This window comes from Streptomyces sp. BR1 (assembly GCF_052373795.1).
Classification (GTDB): Bacteria; Actinomycetota; Actinomycetes; order Streptomycetales; family Streptomycetaceae; genus Streptomyces.
Map to the genome: position 1 here is coordinate 3,327,113 of NZ_CM126252.1, position 23,301 is coordinate 3,350,413.

The 23,301-nt window shown below is 70.8% G+C and carries 20 protein-coding genes, 1 tRNA gene and 1 riboswitch; of the genes, 7 read left to right on the plus strand and 14 right to left on the minus strand.

From position 1 onward, the window contains the following. Positions 1 to 163: 163 nt before the first annotated feature. The 4 genes from ACT1U9_RS14315 (at position 164) to ACT1U9_RS14330 (ending at position 5,292) form a co-directional block, all read left to right on the plus strand. Positions 164 to 1,582: an MFS transporter gene (locus ACT1U9_RS14315; RefSeq protein ID WP_444538676.1), complete on the plus strand. Its 1,419-nt coding sequence runs from the start codon at positions 164 to 166 to the stop codon at positions 1,580 to 1,582. A gap of 136 nt (positions 1,583 to 1,718) precedes the next feature. Then, a complete protein-coding gene (lhgO, locus tag ACT1U9_RS14320) occupies positions 1,719 to 2,927 on the plus strand; it encodes an L-2-hydroxyglutarate oxidase (protein ID WP_444538677.1) in 1,209 nt (402 codons plus the stop codon). A 48-nt stretch (positions 2,928 to 2,975) separates the two neighbouring features. Continuing rightward, positions 2,976 to 3,758, plus strand: coding sequence for a tRNA (guanosine(46)-N7)-methyltransferase TrmB (gene trmB / locus ACT1U9_RS14325; protein WP_444538678.1), 783 nt, complete (start codon positions 2,976 to 2,978; stop codon positions 3,756 to 3,758). 76 nt (positions 3,759 to 3,834) lie between these two features. Continuing rightward, entirely contained in the window at positions 3,835 to 5,292 is a 1,458-nt protein-coding gene (locus tag ACT1U9_RS14330; RefSeq protein ID WP_444538679.1) for a PrsW family glutamic-type intramembrane protease, read from the plus strand. A 21-nt stretch (positions 5,293 to 5,313) separates the two neighbouring features. On the opposite strand, the gene ACT1U9_RS14335 is transcribed toward ACT1U9_RS14330, so the two are convergent. From ACT1U9_RS14335 to ACT1U9_RS14370, 8 genes are all read right to left on the minus strand, one after another. Further along, positions 5,314 to 6,258: an aldo/keto reductase gene (locus ACT1U9_RS14335; RefSeq protein ID WP_444538680.1), complete on the minus strand. Its 945-nt coding sequence runs from the start codon at positions 6,256 to 6,258 to the stop codon at positions 5,314 to 5,316. 109 nt (positions 6,259 to 6,367) lie between these two features. After that, on the minus strand, positions 6,368 to 7,447 hold the full coding sequence (locus ACT1U9_RS14340; protein WP_444538681.1) for a M23 family metallopeptidase: 1,080 nt from the start codon (positions 7,445 to 7,447) through the stop codon (positions 6,368 to 6,370). An 11-nt stretch (positions 7,448 to 7,458) separates the two neighbouring features. Next, positions 7,459 to 7,606: riboswitch (cyclic di-AMP (ydaO/yuaA leader) on the minus strand. A 167-nt stretch (positions 7,607 to 7,773) separates the two neighbouring features. Beyond that, positions 7,774 to 8,949 (minus strand): PP2C family protein-serine/threonine phosphatase, encoded by a 1,176-nt coding sequence (locus ACT1U9_RS14345; RefSeq protein WP_444538682.1) that lies wholly within the window; start codon positions 8,947 to 8,949, stop codon positions 7,774 to 7,776. Between the two features lie 108 nt (positions 8,950 to 9,057). Further along, positions 9,058 to 9,360 (minus strand): hypothetical protein, encoded by a 303-nt coding sequence (locus ACT1U9_RS14350; RefSeq protein ID WP_444538683.1) that lies wholly within the window; start codon positions 9,358 to 9,360, stop codon positions 9,058 to 9,060. A 90-nt stretch (positions 9,361 to 9,450) separates the two neighbouring features. Then, positions 9,451 to 9,524, minus strand: a tRNA-Met gene (locus ACT1U9_RS14355). A gap of 75 nt (positions 9,525 to 9,599) precedes the next feature. Further along, complete coding sequence (locus ACT1U9_RS14360; RefSeq protein ID WP_444538684.1) at positions 9,600 to 10,667, minus strand: PhlD; 1,068 nt, start codon at positions 10,665 to 10,667, stop codon at positions 9,600 to 9,602. Between the two features lie 134 nt (positions 10,668 to 10,801). After that, a complete protein-coding gene (locus ACT1U9_RS14365) occupies positions 10,802 to 11,632 on the minus strand; it encodes an MmyB family transcriptional regulator (protein WP_188274911.1) in 831 nt (276 codons plus the stop codon). Between the two features lie 1,267 nt (positions 11,633 to 12,899). Continuing rightward, entirely contained in the window at positions 12,900 to 13,241 is a 342-nt protein-coding gene (locus ACT1U9_RS14370) for an STAS domain-containing protein (protein ID WP_444538685.1), read from the minus strand. A gap of 484 nt (positions 13,242 to 13,725) precedes the next feature. Between ACT1U9_RS14370 and ACT1U9_RS14375 the strand changes: the two genes are divergently transcribed. Next, complete coding sequence (locus ACT1U9_RS14375; protein WP_444538686.1) at positions 13,726 to 14,991, plus strand: MFS transporter; 1,266 nt, start codon at positions 13,726 to 13,728, stop codon at positions 14,989 to 14,991. A 275-nt stretch (positions 14,992 to 15,266) separates the two neighbouring features. Here ACT1U9_RS14375 and ACT1U9_RS14380 read toward each other — a convergent pair whose 3' ends face one another. Next, positions 15,267 to 15,968 carry a transferase gene (locus tag ACT1U9_RS14380; RefSeq protein ID WP_444538687.1) on the minus strand — a complete coding sequence of 234 codons (702 nt, stop codon included), beginning with the start codon at positions 15,966 to 15,968 and terminating at the stop codon, positions 15,267 to 15,269. A gap of 93 nt (positions 15,969 to 16,061) precedes the next feature. Between ACT1U9_RS14380 and ACT1U9_RS14385 the strand changes: the two genes are divergently transcribed. Next, positions 16,062 to 16,937 carry a glycosyltransferase family 2 protein gene (locus tag ACT1U9_RS14385; RefSeq protein ID WP_444538688.1) on the plus strand — a complete coding sequence of 292 codons (876 nt, stop codon included), beginning with the start codon at positions 16,062 to 16,064 and terminating at the stop codon, positions 16,935 to 16,937. On the opposite strand, the gene ACT1U9_RS14390 is transcribed toward ACT1U9_RS14385, so the two are convergent. Together ACT1U9_RS14390 and ACT1U9_RS14395 are read right to left on the minus strand one after the other, a co-directional pair. Beyond that, positions 16,934 to 18,028 carry an NAD-dependent epimerase/dehydratase family protein gene (locus tag ACT1U9_RS14390; RefSeq protein WP_444538689.1) on the minus strand — a complete coding sequence of 365 codons (1,095 nt, stop codon included), beginning with the start codon at positions 18,026 to 18,028 and terminating at the stop codon, positions 16,934 to 16,936. The genes ACT1U9_RS14385 and ACT1U9_RS14390 overlap by 4 nt on opposite strands. Before the next feature lie 217 nt (positions 18,029 to 18,245). After that, a complete protein-coding gene (locus ACT1U9_RS14395) occupies positions 18,246 to 18,371 on the minus strand; it encodes a hypothetical protein (RefSeq protein ID WP_444538690.1) in 126 nt (41 codons plus the stop codon). Positions 18,372 to 18,666: 295 nt separating this feature from the next. On the opposite strand from ACT1U9_RS14395, the gene ACT1U9_RS14400 reads away from it, so the two are divergent. Continuing rightward, positions 18,667 to 20,001 (plus strand): tetratricopeptide repeat protein, encoded by a 1,335-nt coding sequence (locus tag ACT1U9_RS14400; protein ID WP_444538691.1) that lies wholly within the window; start codon positions 18,667 to 18,669, stop codon positions 19,999 to 20,001. A 541-nt stretch (positions 20,002 to 20,542) separates the two neighbouring features. On the opposite strand, the gene ACT1U9_RS14405 is transcribed toward ACT1U9_RS14400, so the two are convergent. The 3 genes from ACT1U9_RS14405 to ACT1U9_RS14415 form a co-directional block, all read right to left on the minus strand. After that, positions 20,543 to 21,010, minus strand: a complete 468-nt coding sequence (locus ACT1U9_RS14405; RefSeq protein WP_444538692.1) for a hypothetical protein — start codon at positions 21,008 to 21,010, stop codon at positions 20,543 to 20,545. Between the two features lie 792 nt (positions 21,011 to 21,802). Further along, complete coding sequence (locus ACT1U9_RS14410) at positions 21,803 to 22,327, minus strand: zinc finger domain-containing protein (RefSeq protein WP_444538693.1); 525 nt, start codon at positions 22,325 to 22,327, stop codon at positions 21,803 to 21,805. Further along, a complete protein-coding gene (locus tag ACT1U9_RS14415; RefSeq protein ID WP_444538694.1) occupies positions 22,324 to 23,154 on the minus strand; it encodes a hypothetical protein in 831 nt (276 codons plus the stop codon). Before ACT1U9_RS14415 ends, ACT1U9_RS14410 begins: the two co-directional genes overlap by 4 nt. Positions 23,155 to 23,301: the final 147 nt, after the last annotated feature.

Below are 23,301 nucleotides of genomic sequence, written 5' to 3' on the forward strand. Positions count from 1 at the left end.
CGGAACACCGCCTCTTAACGCTTGGGATGCGGCGAACTACGCTGGGTGTACTGCTGTTCTCCGCGGGCGGCATATTCCTGGGGGCTCGGCCACATGATTGTGCGGCCGGACGGGACCTCGGGGCGCGGCCCCGGGGGACGCCGTCTGTGTCGAGGGGTGGCGCATGTCCAGGGAGCAACGCGGGCCGAACGAGAAGCTCGGCACCGTTCTCGCCCTCGCGGGAATAAGCAACGCCGGACTGGCACGAAGGGTCAACGACCTCGGCGCACAGCGCGGCCTGACGCTTCGTTACGACAAGACGTCGGTGGCCAGGTGGGTGTCCAAGGGCATGGTCCCGCAAGGGGCCGCGCCCCACTTGATCGCGGCGGCCATCGGCGCCAAGCTCGGCCGCCCGGTGCCGCTGCACGAGATCGGGCTCGCCGACGCCGACCCGGCGCCCGAGGTCGGTCTGGCCTTCCCGCGCGACGTGGGCGAGGCGGTGCGCTCGGCGACCGAGCTCTACCGGCTGGATCTGGCCGGGCGGCGGGCGGGCGGTGGCGGTATCTGGCAGTCGCTGGCCGGATCCTTCGCGGTCACCGCGTACGCGACACCCGCGTCCCGCTGGCTCATAACCCCCGCCGACTCGTCGGTGGCGCGTGAGCACGACGGGGCGGCCGGGACACCGCTGAAGGTCGGCCACAGCGATGTGGCCAAACTGCGCGAGGCGGCGGAGGACGCGCGCCGCTGGGACTCCAAGTACGGGGGCGGGGACTGGCGTTCGTCGATGGTTCCCGAGTGCTTACGGGTGGACGCGGCGCCGCTGCTGCTGGGCTCGTACTCCGACGAGGTCGGCCGGGGACTGTTCGGGGCGAGCGCCGAACTGACCAGGCTGGCCGGGTGGATGGCCTTCGACACCGGTCAGCAGGAGGCCGCCCAGCGCTACTACATCCAGGCGCTGCGCCTCGCGCGCGCCGCGGCCGACGTGCCGCTCGGCGGCTACGTACTCGCCTCCATGTCGCTCCAGGCCACCTACCGCGGCTTCGCCGACGAGGGCGTCGACCTCGCGCAGGCCGCCGTCGAGCGCAACCGGGGCCTGGCGACCGCCCGCACCATGAGCTTCTTCCGGCTCGTGGAGGCACGCGCGCACGCGAAGGCGGGCGACGCACTCGCGGCCGGCGCCGCCCTGAAGGCGGCCGAGTCCTGGCTGGAGCGCTCCCGCGACGGCGACGCGGACCCGTCCTGGCTGGGCTTCTACTCCTACGACCGCTTCGCTGCGGACGCGGCCGAGTGCTACCGCGATCTGAAGGCCCCGCGCCAGGTGCGCCGCTTCACCGAGCAGGCGCTGTCCAGGCCCACCGAGGAGTTCGTGCGCTCCCACGGCCTGCGGCTCGTGGTGAGCGCGGTGGCCGAGCTGGAGTCCGGCAATCTGGACGCGGCGTGCGCGGCGGGCACGCGCGCGGTGGAGGTCGCCGGGCGCATCTCGTCGGCCCGGACCACCGAGTACGTACGGGATCTGCTGCACCGCCTGGAGCCGTACGGGGACGAGCCCCGCGTCGTCGAGCTGCGCGAACGCGCGAGGCCGCTCCTGGTGGCCCCGGCGTAGATCACTTGCGTCACGGGTTTACGGGCGTTGTCAGTGGGCCAGTGCAGTATGTGAATTGCCAGGGGTTCCGGCGGGCGGCGCGGCCGCCGTCGGACCCGGTGTCCTGTGGAGATGCGGCCGGGTGGGAGGTGCTGGGGTGAGCGGGTACGACTGTGACGTACTGGTGATCGGCGGCGGGATCGTCGGCCTGTCGACGGCGTACGCCCTGACGCAGGCCTCGCCCGGGACGCGGGTGACGGTCCTGGAGAAGGAGGACGGCCCGGCCCGCCACCAGACCGGCCGCAACAGCGGGGTGATCCACAGCGGGATCTACTACCGCCCCGGCTCCCTCAAGGCGCGGTACGCGGTGCGGGGCGCGGCCGAGATGGTCCGTTTCTGCGCCGAGCAGGGCATCACGCACGAGGTGACCGGAAAACTCATCGTGGCGACCGAGCGCGCCGAGCTCCCGAGACTGCACGCGCTCGCCCAGCGCGGCCGGGCCAACGACATCCCGGTGCGCGAGCTCGGCCCCGCGCAGATAGCCGAGTACGAACCGGAGGTCCGGGGCCTCGCCGCGATCCACGTCGGCACGACCGGGGTGTGCGACTACGGCGCGGTCGCGGCCCGCCTGGCCGAGCTGTCCGGCGCGCGGATCATGTACGGGACGCAGGCGGTGCGGATATCCCGCCGCCCCGACGCGGGCGTCGCGGTGCGCACCTCGACCGGCGCCGTACTGCGGGCGCGGGCGCTGGTGAACTGCGCGGGGCTGCACTGCGACAGCGTGGCGCGGCTCGCCGGGGACGAGCCCGGGGTGCGGATCGTGCCGTTCCGGGGCGAGTACTACGAGCTGGCGCGGCCCGGGCTGGTGAAAGGTCTCGTCTACCCGGTGCCGGACCCGGCGTTCCCCTTCCTCGGGGTGCATCTGACCCGGGGCGTGGACGGCGGGGTCCACGTCGGGCCGAACGCGGTGCCGGCGGCGGCCCGCGAGGGCTACGACTGGCGCACGATCCGCCCCGCCGAGCTCGCCACCACGCTGACCTGGCCCGGCGCCTGGCGGATGGCGGCCCGGCACTGGCGGTACGGGGCGGGCGAGATCCACCGCTCCCTGTCCCGCCACGCCTTCACGGAGGCGGTGCGGAGGCTGCTGCCCGCGGTGAACGAGTCCGACCTGCACCCGGCACCCGCCGGAGTCCGCGCCCAGGCGGTCCTGCGCGACGGCACCCTGGTAGACGACTTCCTCATCCGCGAGGCCCCCCGCACGATCCACGTCCTGAACGCCCCGTCCCCCGCCGCGACGGCCTCGCTCCCCATCGGCCGCGAGGTGGCCAGGCGGGCACTGGGGGTACTGGGGGCGACGCGGGTGTAGCTGCGGCCTCTGGGGTGCACGGGCCCGGGCACGTAGAATCGGTTCATTGTGTCTGAGCAGCCCCACGCCTCCGCCGCCCGTCGCCCCAAGGGCGAGCCCCGGTTTCCCGGGGGTCCCGTCGCCGATCCCGCCGGGTCGCACCACGAGCGCCGGATCCGGAGTTTCCAGCCGCGCCGCAGCCGGGTGACCACCGGCCAGGGCGAGTACCTGGAGCGGCTGTGGCCGCTGTGGGGGCTCGACATCGACGGGCTGCGCAAGCTCGACCTCAAGGAGATGTTCGACGGGCTGCCCGTCGTCCTGGAGATCGGGTTCGGGATGGGCGAGGCGACGGCCGAGATGGCCGCCGAGGACCCCGGCACCGGAATCCTCGCCGTCGACGTGCACACCCCCGGCCAGGGCAACCTCCTCGGGCTCGCGGAGCGCAACGGCCTCAGCAACATCCGCGTGGGCAACGGCGACGCGATCATCCTGCTGCGCGAGATGCTGGAGCCGGAGTCCCTGGACGGGCTGCGCGTCTACTTCCCGGACCCCTGGCCCAAGAAGCGCCACCACAAGCGCCGCATCATCCAGCCCGACTTCCTCACCCTCGTCGCACCCCGGCTCAAGCCCGGCGCCGTACTGCACTGCGCCACCGACTGGGAGCCGTACGCCGAGCAGATGCTGGAGGTGCTGAGCGCGCACCCGGCGTTCGAGAACACCCAGGAAGACGGCGGCTACGCGCCCCGCCCCGCGTTCCGCCCGCTGACCCGCTTCGAGGGCCAGGGCCTGGACAAGGGCCACGTCGTCCACGACCTGCTCTTCCGGCGCGTGGCCGAGCTGCCCTCCGCCTGACCGCGACCCCATGCGCGGGCCGCACTGTCCACAGGCACCGTCGCGGATTGTCGGTGCGGGTCGTTAGGGTCGTCTGGTGTCGTCCGAATCGCTTCCGCACCGCTCTCCGCCGGGCCCGGTCCAGCCGGTCCCGGACTGTCGCGCGCAGCCGCGGTTCGACGCCGTCCCGGAGCGCGCGAAGTGGCGCTACCGGCCCCGGCGCGACTTCTGGCGCTCCAAGGCCCTGCGGGCCGGCGCGCTGATCACCCTGCTCGCCCTCTGCGGCCTGGTCATCCTCGCCATCGTGCGGGACCAGACGGGCACGGAGGGGTTCCTGGTGGGGCTCGGCCTCGCCGTGCTGCCGGTGCCGCTGCTCGGCACCGCGTTCCGCTGGCTCGACCGGGTCGACCCGGGCCCGTGGCGCAATCTGCTGTTCGCCTTCGCCTGGGGCGCGTGCGCCGCGGCGCTCGTGGCGATCATCGCGAACTCGTTCGCGACCAAGTGGATAGCCACCGCGACCGCCGACCCGTCCTCCGCCGACCACCTGGGCGCGACCGTCATCGCACCCATCGTGGAGGAGAGCGCCAAAGCGGCCGCCGTGCTGCTGCTCTTCCTGTTCCGAAGACGGGATTTCAAGGGGATAGTCGACGGCGTCGTCTTCGCGGGCTTCACCGCGACCGGCTTCGCCTTCACCGAGAACATCCTCTATCTGGGCAACGCCTTCGGCGAGGACCAGGCCAGCCACACCGCCGGGCTCGCCTCGACGACGGCCGCGACCTTCTTCGTACGGATCGTGATGTCGCCGTTCGCGCATCCGCTGTTCACGGTGTGCACGGGCATAGGCTTCGGCGCCGCGGCCCTCGCCTCGGCCCGCTGCCGCTGGCGCCGGATCGGGCTGCCGGTGCTCGGTCTGCTGATGGCGATGGGCATGCACGCGCTGTGGAACGGCTCGTCGACGTTCGGGACGTACGGCTTCTACCTGGTGTACGCGGCGTTCATGGTCCCCGTGTTCGGGCTGCTCACCTGGCTCGCGATATGGAGCCGCCAGCGCGAGCTGCGCACGGTCGCCGCCGAGCTGCCCGCGTACGCGGCGGCGGGCTGGCTCGGCCCCGCCGAACCGCTGGCGCTCTCCTCGATGCGGGCCCGCTCGATGGCCCGCGACTTCGCGCACCGCACCTACGGCGGCCGCCGGGCGGCGCGCACGGTCGCGGAGTACGAGGCGTTCGCGACGGCCCTGGCGTTCCTGCGCCACCGCGCCCACCAGGGCTCGGCGGGAGCGGACTTCACGGCCCGCGAGCAGGAGCTGCTGCACCATCTGTGGGAGCGCAAGGCCGTCGCCGGTCCCGCGCTGCTGTACGCGGCGGGCGCGGCGGGCCGCATCTGGATCCCGCCCCAGCCGCACCCGTACGGCCCCCGCGCCCCGTACAACCCCCCGGCGTCCTACGCCCCGTACGGCTACGAGACCCCGTACGGCACACAGGCACCGCACGGCCCAGGCCACGCCCCCGCTCCCTCCCCCGAGCAGTCCGCGCCGTACAACCCCTACCTGCGCTGACCCCCGTACAGTTGCTGCGCCTTACGCCGACGCGGTCTTCAGCTCGCTCAGCTCCGCGTCCGTGAGCTCCAAGTCGGCGACCGCGACGAGGGCGGGCAGCTGCTCGACCGTACGGGCCGAGGCGATCGGGGCGACGACGGTCGGCTGGGCGGCGAGCCAGGCGAGCGCGACGGTGGCGTGCGCGACCTCGCGCTCGCGCGCGATCCGGTCGAGCGCGGCCAGCACCTTTATGCCCCGGTCGCTCTCAAGGTACTGGCCCGCCTTGCCGGCCCGCTCGCTGTCGACCGCCACGCCCGGGCGGTACTTGCCGGTGAGGAACCCGGCGGCGAGCGAGAAGTACGGGACGGCGGCCAGGCCCGAGCGGGCGGCGGTGTCCTGGAGGCCGCCCTCGTACGTGTCGCGGGAGACCAGGTTGTAGTGCGGCTGGAGGGCGACGTACTTGGCCAGGCCCTCGCGGTCCGCGAAGTCCAGCGAGTCCTGGAGCCGCGCCGGGGAGATGTTGGAGGCGGCGACCGCGCGGACCTTGCCGTCCCGCACCAGCTGGTCGAGGGCGGTGACGATCTCCTCGACGGGGACGGACTCGTCGTCGAAGTGCGTGTAGTAGAGGTCGATGTAGTCGGTGCCGAGGCGGCGCAGGGACTCCTCGACGGCGGCCTTGATCGTGGTGGGCGCGAGGCCCTTGTACGTGAGGTGGGCGCCGACCTTGGTGGCGACGACGACGTCCTCGCGGTTGCCGCGCGCGGCGAGCCACCGGCCGATGATCCGCTCGGACTCACCGCCCTCGTTGCCCGGGGCCCACTGCGAGTACACGTCGGCCGTGTCCACGAAGTTGCCGCCGGCGGCGGTATACGCGTCGAGCACGGCGAACGACGCCGCCTCGTCGGCGGTCCAGCCGAAGACGTTGCCGCCGAGGGCGAGCGGGAAGACGGAAAGGTCCGAGGCACCGAGCGGGCGCAGAGAGGTCATGAGGGGGCAACGGCGTTGTGGGGCACGGGTATTCCGGATACGCGGCCCGATCCGGAACCCGGACGGGAACCCCGGACCGCACCCGACCCGGGGTGGAGCCCCACCCGACCTACGGGTTGAGCCCCTTCGACTGCAGCCACGCCATCGGGTCGATGCCCGTGCCGTCCGGCGTGTGCACCTCCAGGTGCAGATGCGGGCCCGTGACGTTGCCGGTGGCGCCGACGCGGCCGATCGTGTCGCCCGTGCTGACCTGCTGGCCCGCGCTGACCGCGATCGACGACTGGTGGCAGAACCAGAGCTCGGAGCCGTCGTCCAGCTCGATGACCGTGCGGTAGCCGTACGAGCCGGACCAGCCCGCCGACTTGACCGTGCCGCTGTGGATCGCCTTCAGCGGCGTACCGGTCGGGGCGGCGAAGTCGAGGCCCGTGTGGTGGCCGGAGGCCCACATCGAACCGGCCTCGCCGAACGTCGAGGTGATCGTGTACGAAGCGACCGGCAGCGAGTAGCTCTTGGCGAGCTCGGCGAGGCGTTCCTCCTCGGCCTTCTTCGCGGCGGCCTCCTCGGCGGCCTTCTTCTCGGCCGCCGCCTTCTGCTGCGCCGCGGTCTGCGCGGCCTTCGCCTCGGCCGCGGCCTTGTCGGCCGCTGCCTTCTCGGCACTCGCCTTGGCCTCGGCCTCGGCGTTGTTCTGCTGCTGTTCGGCCTGCTGGAGGATGCGGGCGCGCAGGGCCTCGCCCGCGTCGGTGGCGCCCTGCTCGGCCTCGGCCCTTGAGACGCCCGCCATGGTGAGCGGGGCGCTCGCCACGGCCCGGTCGGCCTTGGCGGTCGGGGACGTATCCGGGGTGTCGTCGCCCGCGATGTCCGATATCAACGTGCCCACGCCCGGCAGGGACTTGACGTCCGGGAGCTTGTCGGCGACCGAGTCGGGCAGGGATATGGAGACCGGCGGCTTGGTCTGCGCGCTGGCCATGCCGCCCGCGCCGACGGCCGCGATGACGCCGACGCCGAGGACGGTGGAGCTGCGGGCGAGCCCGCCGCGCTGCTTGGCGACGCGGTGCCGGCCGCGTACGGCACGCAGGGACTCCTCGGTGGGGTCCCACGGCTCCCACACCTCGGTGTCACTGGGCGGGGCCCCGTACAGGGAGACGGGGGGAACCGGCGGGGTGCCGAGGGCAGGCTCGTTGGACGCCACGGGGGCGCACTCCTTTCCTTCCTTCTCGCCTACCGGGTTAGCTGACGGGTTCGGAGCAGGAAGGTCTCCTACGGGCACCTCAGAGAAGTGCGAAGGTGCCCGATTCACCCCAAGTTGGTGGTTCCCCGGTTCCCTTGCGGGATTCGGCGCGTGCGCACGGTGCCGCCTAGGCGACGGCTGGGACGACCGCGCTGCGTTATCGAACGTTAATAGACACCGGGACCTGTTTCCAAGCTGTTCCCGTTGATCCTTAATGACAGTGCGTCAAATGGCGTGCACTGCGGGGCCGTTCGGCTACGAAGGGTTACGAGGCGGCTCGACCGGGGTCATGGCACCACCGGCATCGTCCGGCGCCGCTCAGGCTGGCGCACCCCCGGGCGGCTCACCGCGAGCAGCGCCATGTCGTCGCTCGCGCCCCCGCCCGTATGTCTGCGCACGTCGTCGACGAGCGCGTCCAGCAGCTCCTCCGGACCCGGGAAGATGCGGCCGCGCAGCCGCTCGTGCGGATCGTAGAAGTCGCCCGGGGCCTCGGCCGCGCGGGCCTCGGAGAGGCCGTCGGTGTAGAGCAGCAGCGTCGCGCCGGGCGGGAACGGGTACGCGTCCGCCCGGTCCGGCCACACCCCGAGCTCCGCCATCCCCAGCGGCAGCGCGGGGTCGGCCGGGGTGAGCGCGTCGAGCCTGCCGTCCGCGTGGAGGAGCAGCGGCTCGGGGTGCCCCCGGTTCACCAGGCGTACGCACTCGCGGCCGGGCGGGATCTCGGCGAGCACGGCGGTGGTGAAGCCCTCGAAGGCGTCAAGGCCGTCGCGCCGGGTGCCCTCGCGGGCGAGCGCCCGCTCCAGCCGCCCGGCCACGTCCTCCAGTGACGGCTCCTGCTCGGCGGCCTCCCGGAACGCCCCGATGACCACGGCCACCGCCTCCACCGCCCCGAGCCCCTTGCCCCGCACGTCCCCGACGACGAGCCGCACCCCGTACGGCGTGTCCTGGACGGCGAAGAGGTCGCCCCCGATGAACGCGCCCGCCTGCGCCGCCTCGTAGCGCGCGGCGACCTGGAGTCCGCCGATACGGCCGGACGGCTTGGGCAGCACCGCGCGCTGGGCGGTCTCCGCGATCACGCGCGCGGAGGCCAGGCGCTCGCCGCTGCGGCGCAGGGTGCGGTTGATGACCAGGGCCAGGATCGCGACGGTGAACACGGTGAACAGCTCGCTGACCGCCTCGGCGGTGCTGGGGATGTCGTGGAAGGCGTCGGTGAGCACCACCGCCCCGACGGCGGCCGCGCCGATGACGGCGGTGCCGACCCGGCCGAAGAACGAGGCGGCGATCAGGGGCGCGGCCGAGTAGAGGGCGGCGGCGGTGAGATCGGGCGGCGTCGAGACGTCGAAGACGACACCGACGACGAGGAGCAGCGCGGGCAGGACGCGGACGAGGCCGAGCCGCCGCAGTCGGGCGGCACCCGCCACCTGGTCGAGGCGCCCGGGCCCCTCGTCCTCTCCTCGCTGCCGCACCTGTCGTCTCCCTGCGCGTCCGCCGGGCTGCCGACATTCCGTGCCCCACCCAGGCTGTCGGGCGGCGTGCGCCACGGCGACCGCACCTCGGCCAACCGGGCTACCGGGTCAGTGGCGGTCGGCCCCGGTCGCGATGAGCCTCGCCCGGCACCGTCGGGGCCCGGCGAGCCCCCGTACGCACGTCCCTCTGGCGTGCCGACGGGTCGCAGGGGGCCCGTGCACGGCCGGGACGCCGCCCTTGGTGTGCCCCGGCGCGGACAGCCAGGGCACGGCGACCGGCGGCAGCGGGAACGAGACGCACATCAGCAGCGCGCACGCGGCGAGGAACAGCGGCACGACGGGCACTCTCCGCCGCGTCGCCGCCCCGATCCGGGCCATCGATTCCAGCAGCCCCGCCGCGTGCTCGCGCATGGTAATGGGGACAGTACTTTACGTAAGTGACGAGTTTCTGTGAAACGCCACAGGGCCCGGCACATATGTGCCGGGCCCTGTGGACTTCAGTAGCGGGGACAGGATTTGAACCTGCGACCTCTGGGTTATGAGCCCAGCGAGCTACCGAGCTGCTCCACCCCGCGTCGGTAAACACAACTGTACGGCATGCGGGGAGGTGCTCCGTACCGGATTGGCGTGAGCCACCCCATCGGGCCGGTTCAGGCCGACCAGTGCCCCCGGGACGCGGCGAGCACGAACCCCGGGCCGAAGCCGATGATCAGGCCGTACTGGCGGTCGGCGGGGGCCTGCGCGAAGGTGCGGGCGAGCACGTCGAGGACGGCCGAGCCGCCGAGGTTCCCGTTGGCGGCCAGGCTCGCCCAGGCGTGCCGCAGGTCGCCGTGGTCGCGGTCGCCGTTGAGCCCGAAGCCGACGGCGGCGTCCTCCAGGACCCGGGGCCCGCCGGGGTGGACGACCGCGAACTCCAGCGCCCGGCCGCTGCCGCCGAGCCACTTGCGTACCGCCGGCAGGCTGTCGTTGAGGGCGGCGGTGGCGGCGGAGGTGGAGTCGAAGTGCAACCCTGCGCCCGACAGGCGCCCCTGGTAGCGGTCGATGCTGTCGGGCAGCACGTACTCGAAGGTGTCCTCGATGACGAAGCTCGGCCCGGCCCAGGCGGGGGTGTCGGAGACGACGACCGCGCCCGAGCCGTCCCCGAAGAGCACCTTGTAGATCATCGACTCGCGGCTGGTGTCCGTGTGGTTGTACGTGGCCGTGGACAGGCACTCCGCGACGACGACGAGGACGTGGGAGCCGGGGTGCGCGGCGATGTCCTGGTGCGCCCGGACCAGACCGTGCGCGCCGCCCGCGCAGCCGACGGTGGCCATCGGGATCCGCCGTACGTCGGGTCGCAGGCCCAGCTCCCGTACGAGCGCGACATCGAGGGACGGCACGGTCCACGAGGTGGTGTGGCTGGTGATGACGCAGTCGATGTCGTCCGGTTCCAGTCCGGCGTGCGCGAGTGCCTCCCGCCCCGCCTGCGCCGCAAGCCGCAGCGCGTCCTCGTACGCGGCCCGGTTCCGCTCCTCGATGGTGGCGTTTCCGGCCACGGTCGGAGCGTGCAGCGGGCGGGTGAAACGGCGGGTCCGGACGGTGGTCGCGCGGGCGATCCGCAGATGCGCCTCAAGCCGCGGCCGGTCGGGGTGGGCCCGCCGTATGTCCGCACAGATCTCATCCGTGGCGACTATGTGCTCCGGCAGGACGACGGAGGGAAGGGCTATGTGTACGGGCACGACGGGGCTCCCCTTCGAGAGGCCAACGGGCGAAATATCAACCTAGTTGAGACGGCTGGATTTCGTTCCTCTGAATTCGAACAGAGCCCAGGTTTCGGGGTCGTGCGGTGGTACGGACGGCGCGTACGGGAAGTTCAGCTCGTCAGGGGCGCGCTGAGCATCGGGTGGCGGCTCACGAGCGAGGCACCCGGTGTGTAGAGCAGCAGCATCACGCGGGCACCGGGCGAGGTGACCGGCTCGGCGACGCAGGTGGTGACCCAGCCGGGCCCGTACAGGCTGTGCCGGATGGGGCGTTCGGACCCGTCCGGGTACGGGATCGCGCTCGCCCCGGTCTCCCGGTACAGCGGCCCGGCCACCGGGTCGGCCTGCACCTCGGCCTCCAGGCGGCGCAGCTGGGCGTCGTTGGGCCGCATCTCCACCCCGTGCTGCAACTGCGGCAGCACCATGGGCGCCCACCGGTACTCCCAGTCGGTCAGCACCTCCTCGCGGGCCTCGGCGTCCAGCGCCATCCAGCGCATGGTGTTGTCCGGCACCTCACGGCGCGGGAAGAGGTCCGCGAACTCCTCGTTGTACGCGAGCAGGTTCCAGGCGGCGTCGGTGATGTAGGCCATCGCCCCCTCGATCTGCTCGACGACCCGCTGCCACACGCCGGGCACCGACATCCCCGAATCCCGGTTCAGCGTGTACGGCGGGTACTCGCGCCGCGTGAGCCGCCACAGGAACGTCCACTCCTGCTCGTTGAGCCGCAATGTTCGCGCCACATTCGTCAGGAACTCGGCGGTGGGATTGAGTTGCCCGTTCTCGAACCGGTTGTACGTGCCCGGTGTGCGCTCCAGAAGGACATCCATCTGCTCCTGGCTCAGCCCGGCAACGCGCCGCCCCGGCCCCGCCTGCCTGGGCGGAAACCCGGCCGACTCCGGATGAATGGCGGCACGCCGCTCCTGGAGAAGCGTCTTCAGGGACATACGGTCACGAGCGGCGAGCGGCAAAGCGGGACCTTCGTTCGGCGGGACGGGTGGGTGGGCCGGGGCGGGCCTTGGGCGGGGAGATCGGACTTTCGCTCAGGAGCTGGGGCCTCCGAGGGCTGAATGTTGATGGCTGGATCATTATCTGCAATTCAGCCCCCTGGAAAGGGGGCGGGGTATCCCTCCACACTGGTCCGCACGAAGCCCTCACGGGTCTCGTACGCATCAACCCAGGTGGCAGTGGTTGCCGGGCGTCCGACCGAACGGACGCCGACGCCCGCCGCCCCCGGGATACGGCGACTGTCCCCTGTGCCGCGGGCCGGTCGGCGTACACACCCCAGACAGCGGCCGGTGTCGACAATCGCCAACACGTTGCGTCCTCGACACCGGCCGCCCGCGGCGCGCCGGAGAGCACTATTCCCCCGTCTCCGGCCAACCCCGGCATGCGGGCCGGGGTTCCTGAAACGGCCGGTGCCGTGGAGCGCGCCCCCTCGGGCGACACCACGGCACCGGCCGTCTTCGTGGGGGGCCGACGGGCCAAGAACGGCGGAACCCCCGCCGACCTGTGTCGACGGGGGTCCTGACCCCGAAGGGTCCCGGTAGGCCATGTCGGACTCGAACCGACAACCAATGGATTAAAAGACGGGGAGGACGAGTGATGGTGATCAACGGCCCGTGCCAGCTTATGCCGTTGTGGCTGGTCAAGGGGCGCACGGCCTGACCACCAAGGCCGCCCCATGACGCTTGATCCAAAGACATCCGGGCTCACATCGGGCTCACATTCCAGCGGCGTTGACCTGCTCATATGGCAAGACGGCCCGGGAAGCAAGCGTGGTGTCCGGCCGGGACGCCCACTCTCGGCACCGCGCTCTCCGCCCATCTCACCCGCACAGGGTTACGGCCCCACGGCGGGGGCACGTGCCCATCAACAGGGCTGCCGCGAGACCCTCACGCACACCGACGAGGGAGAAACTCCCGCAGCCCTCAAGGTGCTGGGCCAGGGCGTGCGCCCTGCGGGAAGCCGGGGGACGAACTGCGGGGCGCACACGCCGGTCAACCGGAACCACGGCATGCCGGGGGGCACCATCTCATCGGTGGTGCCCCCCGGGGCGAGGTGCGCGCGGCTCCCCTTCCGTCGCGCTTCCTCGCGGTGGCGTCCGCCGGGTCGCGCGCCGCGGGAGATGTGCCCGCGCCCGGAGCTGACGCCGGGCCGGAGCCGTGTCCGTTGACGGGCGCGGCCCCGGCCCCTCCAGTGGAGGTCTGCTGGTCAGGCGGCCGGAACGTGATCGAGGATGTCGAAGTCGGCTCCAAGGCACGGGTGGCGCAGCATCCACAGAGTGATCCTGTGGACGCAGATCAGGCGCAGACGGCCGTTGCGGTCGTCGGCATGGGAGCGCACGTCGGCCAGGGCAGCGACGCCGGTCCCGTCGATGAAGGCCAACGAGCGGAGATCAATGAGGAGGTCTGGTGAAGGCCCATCGAGCAACAGCAGCAAGCTGCTGGTGAGTTCAGGGGTCGTGAGGATGTCGATCTCGCCGCGCAAGGTGGCCAGAGTGGCCGCTCCGTGCGCATATGAGGTCAGCAGGGGAACATCGTCGGAAGCGGGCATGGTGCCCCTCGATCCGGATCGCCGTATAAGGCGCCAACTTGGATCGAGGCAGGTTCACCGAGCCCCAGGCTGACGTCCCCAGCCTACCGCCGCACGGGTGACGTGCACAGCCGCAAATGGATACAGATCATCACCTTCCGTAAAGCGATGCCAGCCGACCGGGCCCGCGCCGCTGCCACCAGGCTTGCGGGCATTGCTCTCGGAAGAGGACCGGGTCTACCCCGAGACAGGGAGGATGAGTGACGGTGATCGACGCCTCGTGCCAGCCGCGGGCCTGTGCGTATGGGCAGTTTCCTTATGGGGCAGTTAGCGCCCCGAGCCGCACCCGACCGGACGCCGCACGCCAAGCTCTGTAGGCGGCGTGCCGCGTTCGTGTGAGGTCTGAGGGAACGCCGTTACCCGTGCTCCCAACGGGCCTAGGGTGAGCCGCGATTCGACCGGGGCCTCGGCTCCTGGTCTGGCGTGGCCCCGCCCCGGAGGACGCATGAACTACCTGCTGCTGTTGCGACGGCGGCCCGTACTGGTGCTCTGGCTCGCGCAGAGCTTGTCCGTCCTCGGAGATCGGCTGTACGCGCTCGCGGTCATGTGGGTGGTGTATGCGTCGACCGGCTCGGCGTCCCTCATGGGCCTGGTCGCCGTCGCGGAATCCGTCCCGTACATCGTGCTGGGGACCGTAGGCCGGCGGCTGGTCACCCGGTTCTCCTCGTTCGCCTCGCTCGCGTGGGTGGACGGGGCACGCGCGGCGGTGGCGGTCGCATTGCCGTTCCTGTGGTCGCCGGACTCGCACGGGTTCGCCCTCCTGCTCGGCGGGGTGCTGCTGCTCGGCACGCTCGGTGCGCTGTTCGACCCGAACCTCGGCGCCCTGGTGCCCGATCTGGTTGAGCCGGAGAAGGTGCAGGAGATCACGGGGCTACTCGACCTGACGGGGCGCATTGCCCGGATCGCGGGCCCGGCAAGTATCGGACTGCTGCTGCTCGTCGTCTCCGAGGTGCAGCTCTTTGCGCTCAACGGGGTCACATTCGCGGTGTCTGCGATGGCGCTCGGCTGGCTGGCTCGCCGGTACGCCACGGCGGCCGACGTCGGGGCGGCCGAGCAGCGGCCCGGCAAGGCACGGTCGGCGGTCCGCGCGTGGCCGGTGCTGCGTGCGCACCCCCGCGTCGGGCTGGCGGTCGGGCTACACGGCGTCGCGCTGTTCTGCTCGGCCGTGACCGCGGTGGGCATGCCCGCGCTGCTCGCCACCCGGTACGGAGCCGGGGCAGCCGTCTACGGGCTGGTGACGGCTGCTGTCGGCGTCGGGGCGCTCCTGGGCAATCCCTTGGCCAGTAACCGGCGTTCGGGTGGCTGGCTGGCCGTGTACTGCGGCGCATGGATGGTGCAGGGTGCCGCGACGGCGTGCATGGGACTGATGTTGCAGCCTCCCGCTTTGATGCTGCTTGCCCTGGTGACCGGCCTGGTCACCCCCGCGACGAGTGTCACCCTGCGGGCGCACCTCGGGGCGTTCGCCCCGGCCGAGCGGCTGCGGCTCATGTCCGTGGACCAGACCGTGATCCGCACCGGGGGCACGGCCGGAATGCTGCTTCTGCCGTTCCTCGTCGACGCCTCGCCACGCGGCGCCTTCGTCGCGGGCGGGGCCATGGTGGCGGGCTCGGCGCTCGCCACACTGCTCGCCTCCTCGCGACTGCTGCGGCCGGACGCCACTGTGCCTCTGCCCACAGCGGAGCGCGGGCGCGCTCTGGCTGCCGAGCAGTGACAGACATCTGAATTCAGCGGCGGGTGCGAGCTTGCCGAGGTCGCCCTTGAGGACGGGCTTGATCCGGATCTTGAGCCGCACCTTGTCACGGCTGGTTGGCTGCCCTTCATCCCGGCCTCAGCCCCCGCAGCGGGCTGATCGGATTACGGGGCAGCGGGCCGCCCGAGCAGCTGGTAGCGAACTGCTACTCCTGCTCCAGCTGAGCCGCTTCAAGCGCGGGCCAGTGATCGCCGGTGACATCTCGTACCACCGGAGTGATGGCCCCACCAAACGACTCACAACGGCGGTCGCACCTTCCGTCGCCCGCGCACATGCGTATCGGCGGTATGCGGCGCGCTGATCACGCTGCACTCGGGGACGACGCGGGCAGCGAGCGTTACGCCGCTGTCGATACGGCAGTTACGGCCGACGGCGACGCCGGGTCCGAGGGAGATGTTGTTGCCGGTCTGGGTGCCGTCGCCGATCAGGGCTCCGAACTGCGCGGTGCCGCATCGGTAGAGGCCCCAGTCAGCTCGCATGATGACTTCACGGTCGGGGCGGCGCATGTTCTCGCACATGTTGATCGCGGCGACGGTGACGGAGGCCGACAGGTGGGCGCCGGCGCCGGTGATCGTGTGATTGATGCCGATGCGATGGCCCAGGACTGAGCCCTCACCGACGAAGGCCCGGGTGACCTCGCAGTTGAAGCCGATCAGAGCCCCTTCCGCCAGGACGGAGCCCTTGCGGACGGTGGTGAACTCGTGGACCTGGACGTGGGGGCCGACGATCACGTCGTCACCAATGATCGCTGTGGGGTGGATGTACGCGGTGGGGTGGACGCGCTGATCGCCGAGGTGGGCCAGGGCCGCCGCGTGCAGGGCGGGCCATTGGGCGAGGAAGTTGGCCAGGTCGTACGCGGCGAGGTCGCCGTACGGAGTGATGGCCAGGGCACCTTTGCTGCTTCCTCGGGCATAGTCGGCCATGTGGACGGAGGGCATGGCTGGGGTTCCTTCCGGGTGGACGGCAGCCTCTGGCGCAGCCGCTAGCATCACGGGCTTCGGGGGTGCCGCCGAGGACGGGAGTGGGTCGTCGTGACGCGACCGCGTGTGGGTGTGGCCGTATTGACCATGGGCAACCGGCCCGCCGAACTGGCCACCCTGCTGGACTCGGTGGCAAAGCAGGACGAGGCGGCGGTCCGCGTCGTGGTCGTCGGTAACGGATCGCCCCTGCCCGACCTGCCCGGCTGGGTCACGGCTGTCGAACTGGATGAGAACCTGGGCGTGTCCGGCGGCCGCAACGTGGCCACGGACCGGCTCCGCGCGTACGGAGACGTGGACGTCCTGGTCGACCTGGACGACGACGGGCTGCTCGTGGACGCGGACGTCGTCCGGCGGATCGCCGACCTGTACGAGCAGGACCCGCGCCTGGGCATCGTGTCGTTCCGGATCGCGGACGAGGGCGGGGAGACGCAGCGGCGGCACGTACCGCGGCTGCGGTCGTCCGATCCGATGCGCCGGGGGGAAGTGACCACGTTCCTCGGCGGCGGCCACGCGCTGTCCATGGCGATGCTGGAGCGGATCGGCGGCTGGCCGGAGGAGTTCTTCTTCACCCACGAGGAGACCGACCTGGCCTGGCGGGCCCTGGACGACGGATGGAAGGTCCTCTACGAGCCCGCCCTGCTGCTGCAGCACCCCAAGACCAGTCCAGCCCGGCACGCCGTCTACTACCGGATGACCGCCCGCAACCGAGTCTGGCTGGCCAAGCGCCACCTGCCCGCTCCTCTCGTCCCCGTCTACCTCGGCACCTGGACCGCCCTCACCCTGGCCCGTACGCGATCGCTCGGGGGTCTGCGGGCCTGGGCGGGCGGTTTCGCCGAAGGGGTGCGCCAGCCGTGCGGCGAGCGGCGGCCCATGCGGTGGTCGACGGTGTGGCGGATGACCCGGCTCGGCCGTCCGCCGGTCATCTAGGCGACCCGTTCGTCCAGCCATTCCGGGATCGCCTCGGGGGTCTTGCGTAGCCACTCCACGTACCGGCGGACGCCGTCGGCGACGGTCACCTTCGGGGTCCAGCCGAGCATGGCCTCCATGCGGCGAGTGGCCGCGTAGCCGCCCAGCGGGTCACCGGGTGGCATGGGCGTTTCCATGAACTGGGCGTTCGGGTGGTGCTCGCGGATCAGCTCCGCGACCTTGCGGATGCTGGTCGGCACGCCCGTACCGACGTTGACTGTCTCCGTGTGGGTCTGCGGCGACACCAGCGCCCGGATGGTCGCCTCGGCCACGTCGTCGACGTGGATCAGGTCGCGGACCTGGTGGCCGCCGCCGTTGAGGTGTAGCGGCAGGCCGAGTGCGGCGCGTGCGGCGAACCAGGCCACCACCCAGGAGTGGCTGCCGGGCTTGACGGTCTGTGGCTCTCCGTAGACGGAGAAGTAGCGCACGACCGTGTACGACGTGCCGACCGCGCCGAGCGTGAGAGCCGTCTGCGCCTCGCCCCACGCTTTGGTGTTCGCGTACACCGACATTGGTCGCACGGCGGTGGTCCGCTCATGGAACTGGGGCGCGATGCGCCCGTACACGGACTCCAGGAGCTGGCGCATGGTCAGCAGCTCCGGATTCTGGGTGTCCTCGGGGTTCCCGTCGCCGTACACGCTCGCGGAGGAGACATATACGAAGCGTCGGACGCGTTCGCTGGCGGCGACGGCGTCCAGGAGGACCTGGGTGCCGGTGATGTTGGTGTCGATGGCCGTACGGGGCTGGCGGGTGCAGGCGGCGACATCCGCGAGGGCGGCCGCGTGGATCACGTAGTCGCACTCGGGCACGAGGCGGCCGACGACGGCCGTGTCCCGGACGTCTCCGGCGATCACGTCGGGGCCGCTTGTGTCGATGCCGAACAGATCGCGGTAGACGTGGTGCGGATAGGCGTCCAGGGTGCACAGGGCGATGGGGCGGGCGCCGAGTTCGCGCAGGCGCGCGGTGATGCGGGAGCCGATGAGTCCGGCCCCGCCGGTGACCAGGACGGTGCGGCCCGCGAGCTGGGCGAGGTGGGTACGACGGTTGTGCACGGCGCCTCCTGCGGCATGGGGTTCACGTCGGGATGGGATGGGTGGCGTCATCCCGTTTCCAGCGCCCGAGCCGATGGGCGCTGGAAACGGGACCACCGGGCGCGCCCGCCGTAGCTCGGGCCACGCCCTGCCGTCCCGCGAGCTGGTGGAGTCGGGGACGGCGCTGAGAGCTCCGGCATCCGGTACTGAGCCGGTGGGGCCCGGATGCCGGAGCGGCCTAGCTCGGCGTCGTGTCCGGTGCCGATAAGACGGTGGTGGGCTGGTCGGCGAAGGGCGCCGACAGATGGTCACGCAGGGCCCACACCGGTCCGGCGAGGCCGACCACGAGCAGGAAGGTCGTCATCCAGGCCACGCCCTCCGAGGCGTGGTGGGGTGGGGCACTGGGTCGGGGCAGGCACATCCGAGTCACGGCTGTCTCCATTACGGAAGGTGAGGAGGACAGCGGCGACCCGCTCAAACGGTGCAGATCCCCGTGCGGGCCGCCGCCTCGTCACCACCGGGTAAGGGGAGCCGCGGCATTCGCGCCGTAACACCCGGTGGCGTATTCGAGTCAACTGCCAGCCCCGCAAGGCGAATAGGACCCAAGATGTAACCCCGCGTCATCCCACGTAACCCAGTCCAGAAGGGACCTGACGGCGATGGACCAGTCAGGGAACGGCATCGCGCGTCTCATCCGGCAGGCATGCGCGGAACGCGGCTGGGGGCCTTCCAAGCTGGCCCGTGCGCTCGGGCTCGCCGCCCAGCGGGGTCCTGACGGCATGTCCCGCCAGTACGCCCGGAAGCTGATGATCGGGGAGCGCAACCCGGACTGGTGGCTCCCCTACGTGATCCAGGTCTTGGACCTGGAATCGGAGCAGGTGGCAGATACCGCAGAGCCGATCGGCCCCGTCGTCGATACCGTGGCTTCAGTTCTGGCTCTTGGGAGGAGCGACGTGGACCGTAGGGGTTTTCTTGCCACTTCCAGCGGCGCAGCCTTGTCCCTGCTCGGCGTGCCGGACCCCGACGCGATCACGCGTCGAGTGCGCAACTCCTCCCCCACGGCCGTCCGGGTCGGCCAGGGGGAGGTGTCCGCGATCCTCCGCATGGTCAAGACGCTGGGCGACAGCGCGGCCGAATACGGCGGTGGCCACGTCAAGAAGATCGCCATCGACTATCTCACCGGCAGCGCGGGCCCCTGGCTGGACGGCCGCTACACCGAGACCACCGGGCAGAAGCTGTACGCCGCCACATCCCAACTCGCCCACCTCATCGGCTGGATGGCCCAGGACGAAGGCGACGACACCAAGCATCAGGCCCTCGCCCGGCACTACTACGCCCACGCCTACCGCCTCGCCGACGAATCAGGCGAGCAGGAACTCGCGGCCACCGCCCTGCGGGGGCTGACCGTGCAGGCCATCGGTCTCGGCCCCAAGCACCGGGCGGAGACGCTGGCCCTGTCGGAGAAGTGCATGGACCACGCCCAGCACCTCGACGACCCCCGGGCGATCGCCTACTACCAGTCGACCCTGGCCGAGGCCGCCGCTTTGAACGGCGACCACGGGCTCGCCACGACATCGCTCGCCGCGTCCCAGACCCAGATCGAGCGCACCGCCACCACGCCGACCGGCGACTCCTGGGCCTCCCACTTCACGATCGGACGCTGGGCCTACGCATCCGGGACGATCCTCGCCAGGATGGGCGACCTGGCCGGTGCCCGTGAACAACTCCACACAGCCCTGGAGATCCACGGCCTCGACCGCCGCCGCTCTCGCGCGGCCGTGCTCGGGCACCTCGGGGAGATCCACCTCCAGGAGGGCGACCTCGACGGTGCCCTCACCGCCTGGACCGAATTCCTGGACTGCGCCGAAGGCGTCCAGTCCATCCGTGTCCGCGACGCGGCTGAAGACATGCGCGTCCGGCTGGCCCGCTACCAGAACGTCTCCGGAGTTCCTGAACTCGCGCAGAAAGCCGCTGTCCTCCTCGCCCGACCGTGACCGACGCGCGCCTTGGCAGCCCACGCCACCAGCAACCGAGTCGCCTTCAGCCAATAGCAGCCACTCGGTTCGCCGAGCCTCCCCTTCTGCGATGCGCTGCCTGTACGACGCGGCAATACGCTGAATCGTCTCCCGGTCTTCCGGCCCTTCGTTGCCCAGCCAGTTTGGGGATTCGTCATCGTTGAGGGCACGACTTGCCGCGATGCGGTAATGAGCGATTCGGGCAGCGGTCTCTACCCAGGTCTCGCGGACATCGGGAGCTACCGCCATACAAGTCGGAACCTCAGGTGAAAGGACACACCGCCCCGCACGCCGTGGCGGGGTTGCCTTCGATCGGGTCGCCCGCCTGCGGCACGGTCAGGCCCCGGTTCAGCAGCCGGATGCAGCCCACCGGCCAGCCTTTGGGTAGTCCTCTTGCTCCGCCCGAGGCCCGCTGACTCCCTGCCATATAGCGACCGGGACTGTCAGGAGCCAATGACTCCTGACAGTCCCGGAATCCGAATGCGGCCCGCGCCGCGAACAACGGCGCGGGCCAGAGACCTTACAGCTGCTTGTTGTAGAGGGTCCATTCCTGGTTTTCGGCGTTGGGCTTGAGTTCCGTGAGGGTCAGCGAACTGTCGATGCCGTTCGCCGTGAAGACGAGCCTCTGGTTCTTACGGCTCACGATGGTGGAGCGGTCCTCCGCTCCATGCAGCAGCCACTGCTGTGAAAGCTTTTGGGAATTGGGCTCCGCCAGCTTCAGCTTCGAGCCATCGCCGCCTATGGCCTCGATGTTCTTGTTCCTGAATGCTGGGTTGGTGGGATCGACGTTCGTGATCGTGTAGACGTCCTCCCCTCCTGCCTCACCCACCTTCGTGATCTTCCACACCTGGTTCGTGTCGCTCGGGTCCCGCGTCCACATCTCGTTCGGGCTGTACGCGTCGAGGTTGGTGTCGTCGCTGTACACCTGGAAGGAGACCTTGTTCAGATCGATGTCCCTGACGGACTCAGGCAAAGGCATCCCGGGCACGCCCCTTTCTCTTCTCGGACCGTCGCCATGCTTTTTGTGGCGGCCCCAACCGTCCCAGGGGCTGGGGTTTCCTGCCCAGTTCTGAATTCAGCCGTAGTGGGGAGTGTCCGTAATTCATCAGCGCGAGGGGTGGCCTGGCCATGCTTTCGAGCCGGGCCGGGTGGATTGTGCCTACGGCACGTCCCACCAGTCGCACGGTGCGTCTCGGCCACGCCGCGTGAGGCTGGTGAAGACCGCCGGTGAGAATGGGGTGGCAGAAACGCGGCACTGAGCATGGCCCGGTGAGTGCCGCGCCCTTGCAATTATCCGATGCCCTTGAGACAAGCTGCCGAATGCCGCGAATAGGCCCTGGACTAAATACTGTTGCGTTGCCGGGTCCTCCGAGAGTTCCTGGCGATGCGTGACCGCAGCCTCCGCACGTCAGCCCGGGGGTGTGCCGATCGCGTCGTTGACGGCGCCGAAGGCCCACTGGCAGCACGCACATTCTTTGCTGTTCGCCTTGGCCGAGAGTGGCCCGGACGTCGAGAAGGATCAGCATTTGACTTCGCCGTAACTGCTGGCCATCCGACCACCACCGACACGTCGCCCCCGTCCATGGGCGAGGGCGACGTGTCGGTCTGGCCTACCGGCCAACCGGCGGTGGGGCGGAAGTAGGGCGGATTTCGGGCCGTCCACCTCACGGGATGCACGTTTCTTCCTCTGCCCTTTCCGGGTATCAGGCGCCGCTCCCTTCCACCGATGTGCCCGTTGTGGCCATCAACGGCACTCATACCGGGCCGCACGACCTGAATGTCAGGCAGTTGTCTTAAGCGCGCCTTCCCGGACCCCTGCGAGCTCGCGGCGGATCTGGGCGGGAATCGCGCCACCGGCGGCAGTGCACGCCTTCGGTGAGCCTGTAGGCGCGGGACCCAGCCGACGCTGGCCGCTGGGTGCCACCCGGCCACTGGCGACCGCCGCACGGTCGGCTCTCAACTCGCTCAGGTAGGCGCCCACATCATCAGGGTCAGCCGCAGGCGTGGGGTCCACGTGCCGGTTCATCAGCTCCGCTCGGTGCGGGCTCCAGGCAGCGCGGATGTCGCTCGGCTGGATCGCGTGGAACTTCGCTGAACGATCGCCCCCCGACTGGTCGTAGAAGCGGCTCACGGCAACAGCGGCATCCCAGCGCACGCATTCGACGACCGCGGGGATATCTCTCAGCACGTCGGTCCACGTGCGTATCAGCGTGGCGGCCTGCTGGTCGGTGGCCATCGTGCGATGGAGACGGCTGTCGAGCGCAGCCGCGTGGTGCAGGAGCGCGGCGACGTGCTCGTGGTTCATCGGGCGAATCCTTCCTGCGCGTTGATGAGTGCAAGTCCTGCGGCAAGTACGTCGCGATGGGGGCGGAGTGCGGCTGCGCGCAGCGGGATGACCGTTGCCCCGCTGTCCGGCGGTGGCGTGCGATCGAGGTCGCCCCAGACCTTCAGCCAGTACCGGGGAGGTTTCGGGCCATCAGCCGGTCCGGTGCGGCTCAGGGCACGGGCGACGAGAGCCTCCACGCCGTGCCGGTCGACCAGGTCCAGCACAGCCCGTTGCTCATCACCGCCGAGACGCCAGCGGGTCGCCACTCCGGCCTCCTGAAGCGCGGAGACGAGTTCAGCCACCCCATCCGGTACGGCAGAAGACGACTGCGTCGCGCGCGACTGCTGTTCTTTGTGTTGCTCTTGGTTCCTTGTGTTCTGGGGGCAGATATCCGATCCCGCCCGGGTCGGCTTCTGGCCCTGGGCGGGGCTGGATTCCGCTCCCCTCGGGGTCGGTTCCCGATCGGGGACACGATCCGGTCCGGGACGGATTCCGGCCCCCCGTCTGCCCGATCCATCTATTGCGGAGCGGAAGTGGCCGACAGCGTGTGGAAGGCGGTACACGGTCTCGCCGCGCGGCCCCCTGGCGCCCTCCACGATCTCCAGCTCGCCCAAGGCGATCAACGTGTCCACGGCCGTCCTCACGCCCGTACGGGAGGCGTTGGTGCACCGCATGAGCATCGTCGTACCGGCGTAGGCGGTGCAGTCAGGGCGGGGGCACTTGTCTGCGATGGCCACCAGGACGAGGCGGGCGATTCCCTTGGCGGCGGACCGGGTCCATACCCAGTCCATGGCGTCGAGGCTCACGCGGTCACCGCCCCGGCGCGATACGACTGAGTACGCTTGTTCATGAGGAAATCTCCGTGCGGCGGTGCGGGGCTGACTTGGTCGTTCGCACCCCGTGCCGCCGTTCTGTCTGCTCGTACGGGTTTCAAGGAGCTCAGAGCCGGATTC

What these genes read in the sequence shown, in the direction of transcription:
- ACT1U9_RS14315 (WP_444538676.1), top strand. Translation starts at nt 164, where the DNA reads ATGTCCAGGGAGCAACGCGGGCCGAACGAGAAGCTCGGCACCGTTCTC.
- ACT1U9_RS14335 (WP_444538680.1), bottom strand. Translation starts at nt 6,258, where the DNA reads ATGACCTCTCTGCGCCCGCTCGGTGCCTCGGACCTTTCCGTCTTCCCG.
- ACT1U9_RS14350 (WP_444538683.1), bottom strand. Translation starts at nt 9,360, where the DNA reads ATGCGCGAGCACGCGGCGGGGCTGCTGGAATCGATGGCCCGGATCGGG.
- ACT1U9_RS14365 (WP_188274911.1), bottom strand. Translation starts at nt 11,632, where the DNA reads ATGTCCCTGAAGACGCTTCTCCAGGAGCGGCGTGCCGCCATTCATCCG.
- ACT1U9_RS14370 (WP_444538685.1), bottom strand. Translation starts at nt 13,241, where the DNA reads ATGCCCGCTTCCGACGATGTTCCCCTGCTGACCTCATATGCGCACGGA.
- ACT1U9_RS14375 (WP_444538686.1), top strand. Translation starts at nt 13,726, where the DNA reads ATGAACTACCTGCTGCTGTTGCGACGGCGGCCCGTACTGGTGCTCTGG.
- ACT1U9_RS14380 (WP_444538687.1), bottom strand. Translation starts at nt 15,968, where the DNA reads ATGCCCTCCGTCCACATGGCCGACTATGCCCGAGGAAGCAGCAAAGGT.
- ACT1U9_RS14395 (WP_444538690.1), bottom strand. Translation starts at nt 18,371, where the DNA reads ATGACGACCTTCCTGCTCGTGGTCGGCCTCGCCGGACCGGTGTGGGCC.
- ACT1U9_RS14400 (WP_444538691.1), top strand. Translation starts at nt 18,667, where the DNA reads ATGGACCAGTCAGGGAACGGCATCGCGCGTCTCATCCGGCAGGCATGC.
- ACT1U9_RS14410 (WP_444538693.1), bottom strand. Translation starts at nt 22,327, where the DNA reads ATGAACCACGAGCACGTCGCCGCGCTCCTGCACCACGCGGCTGCGCTC.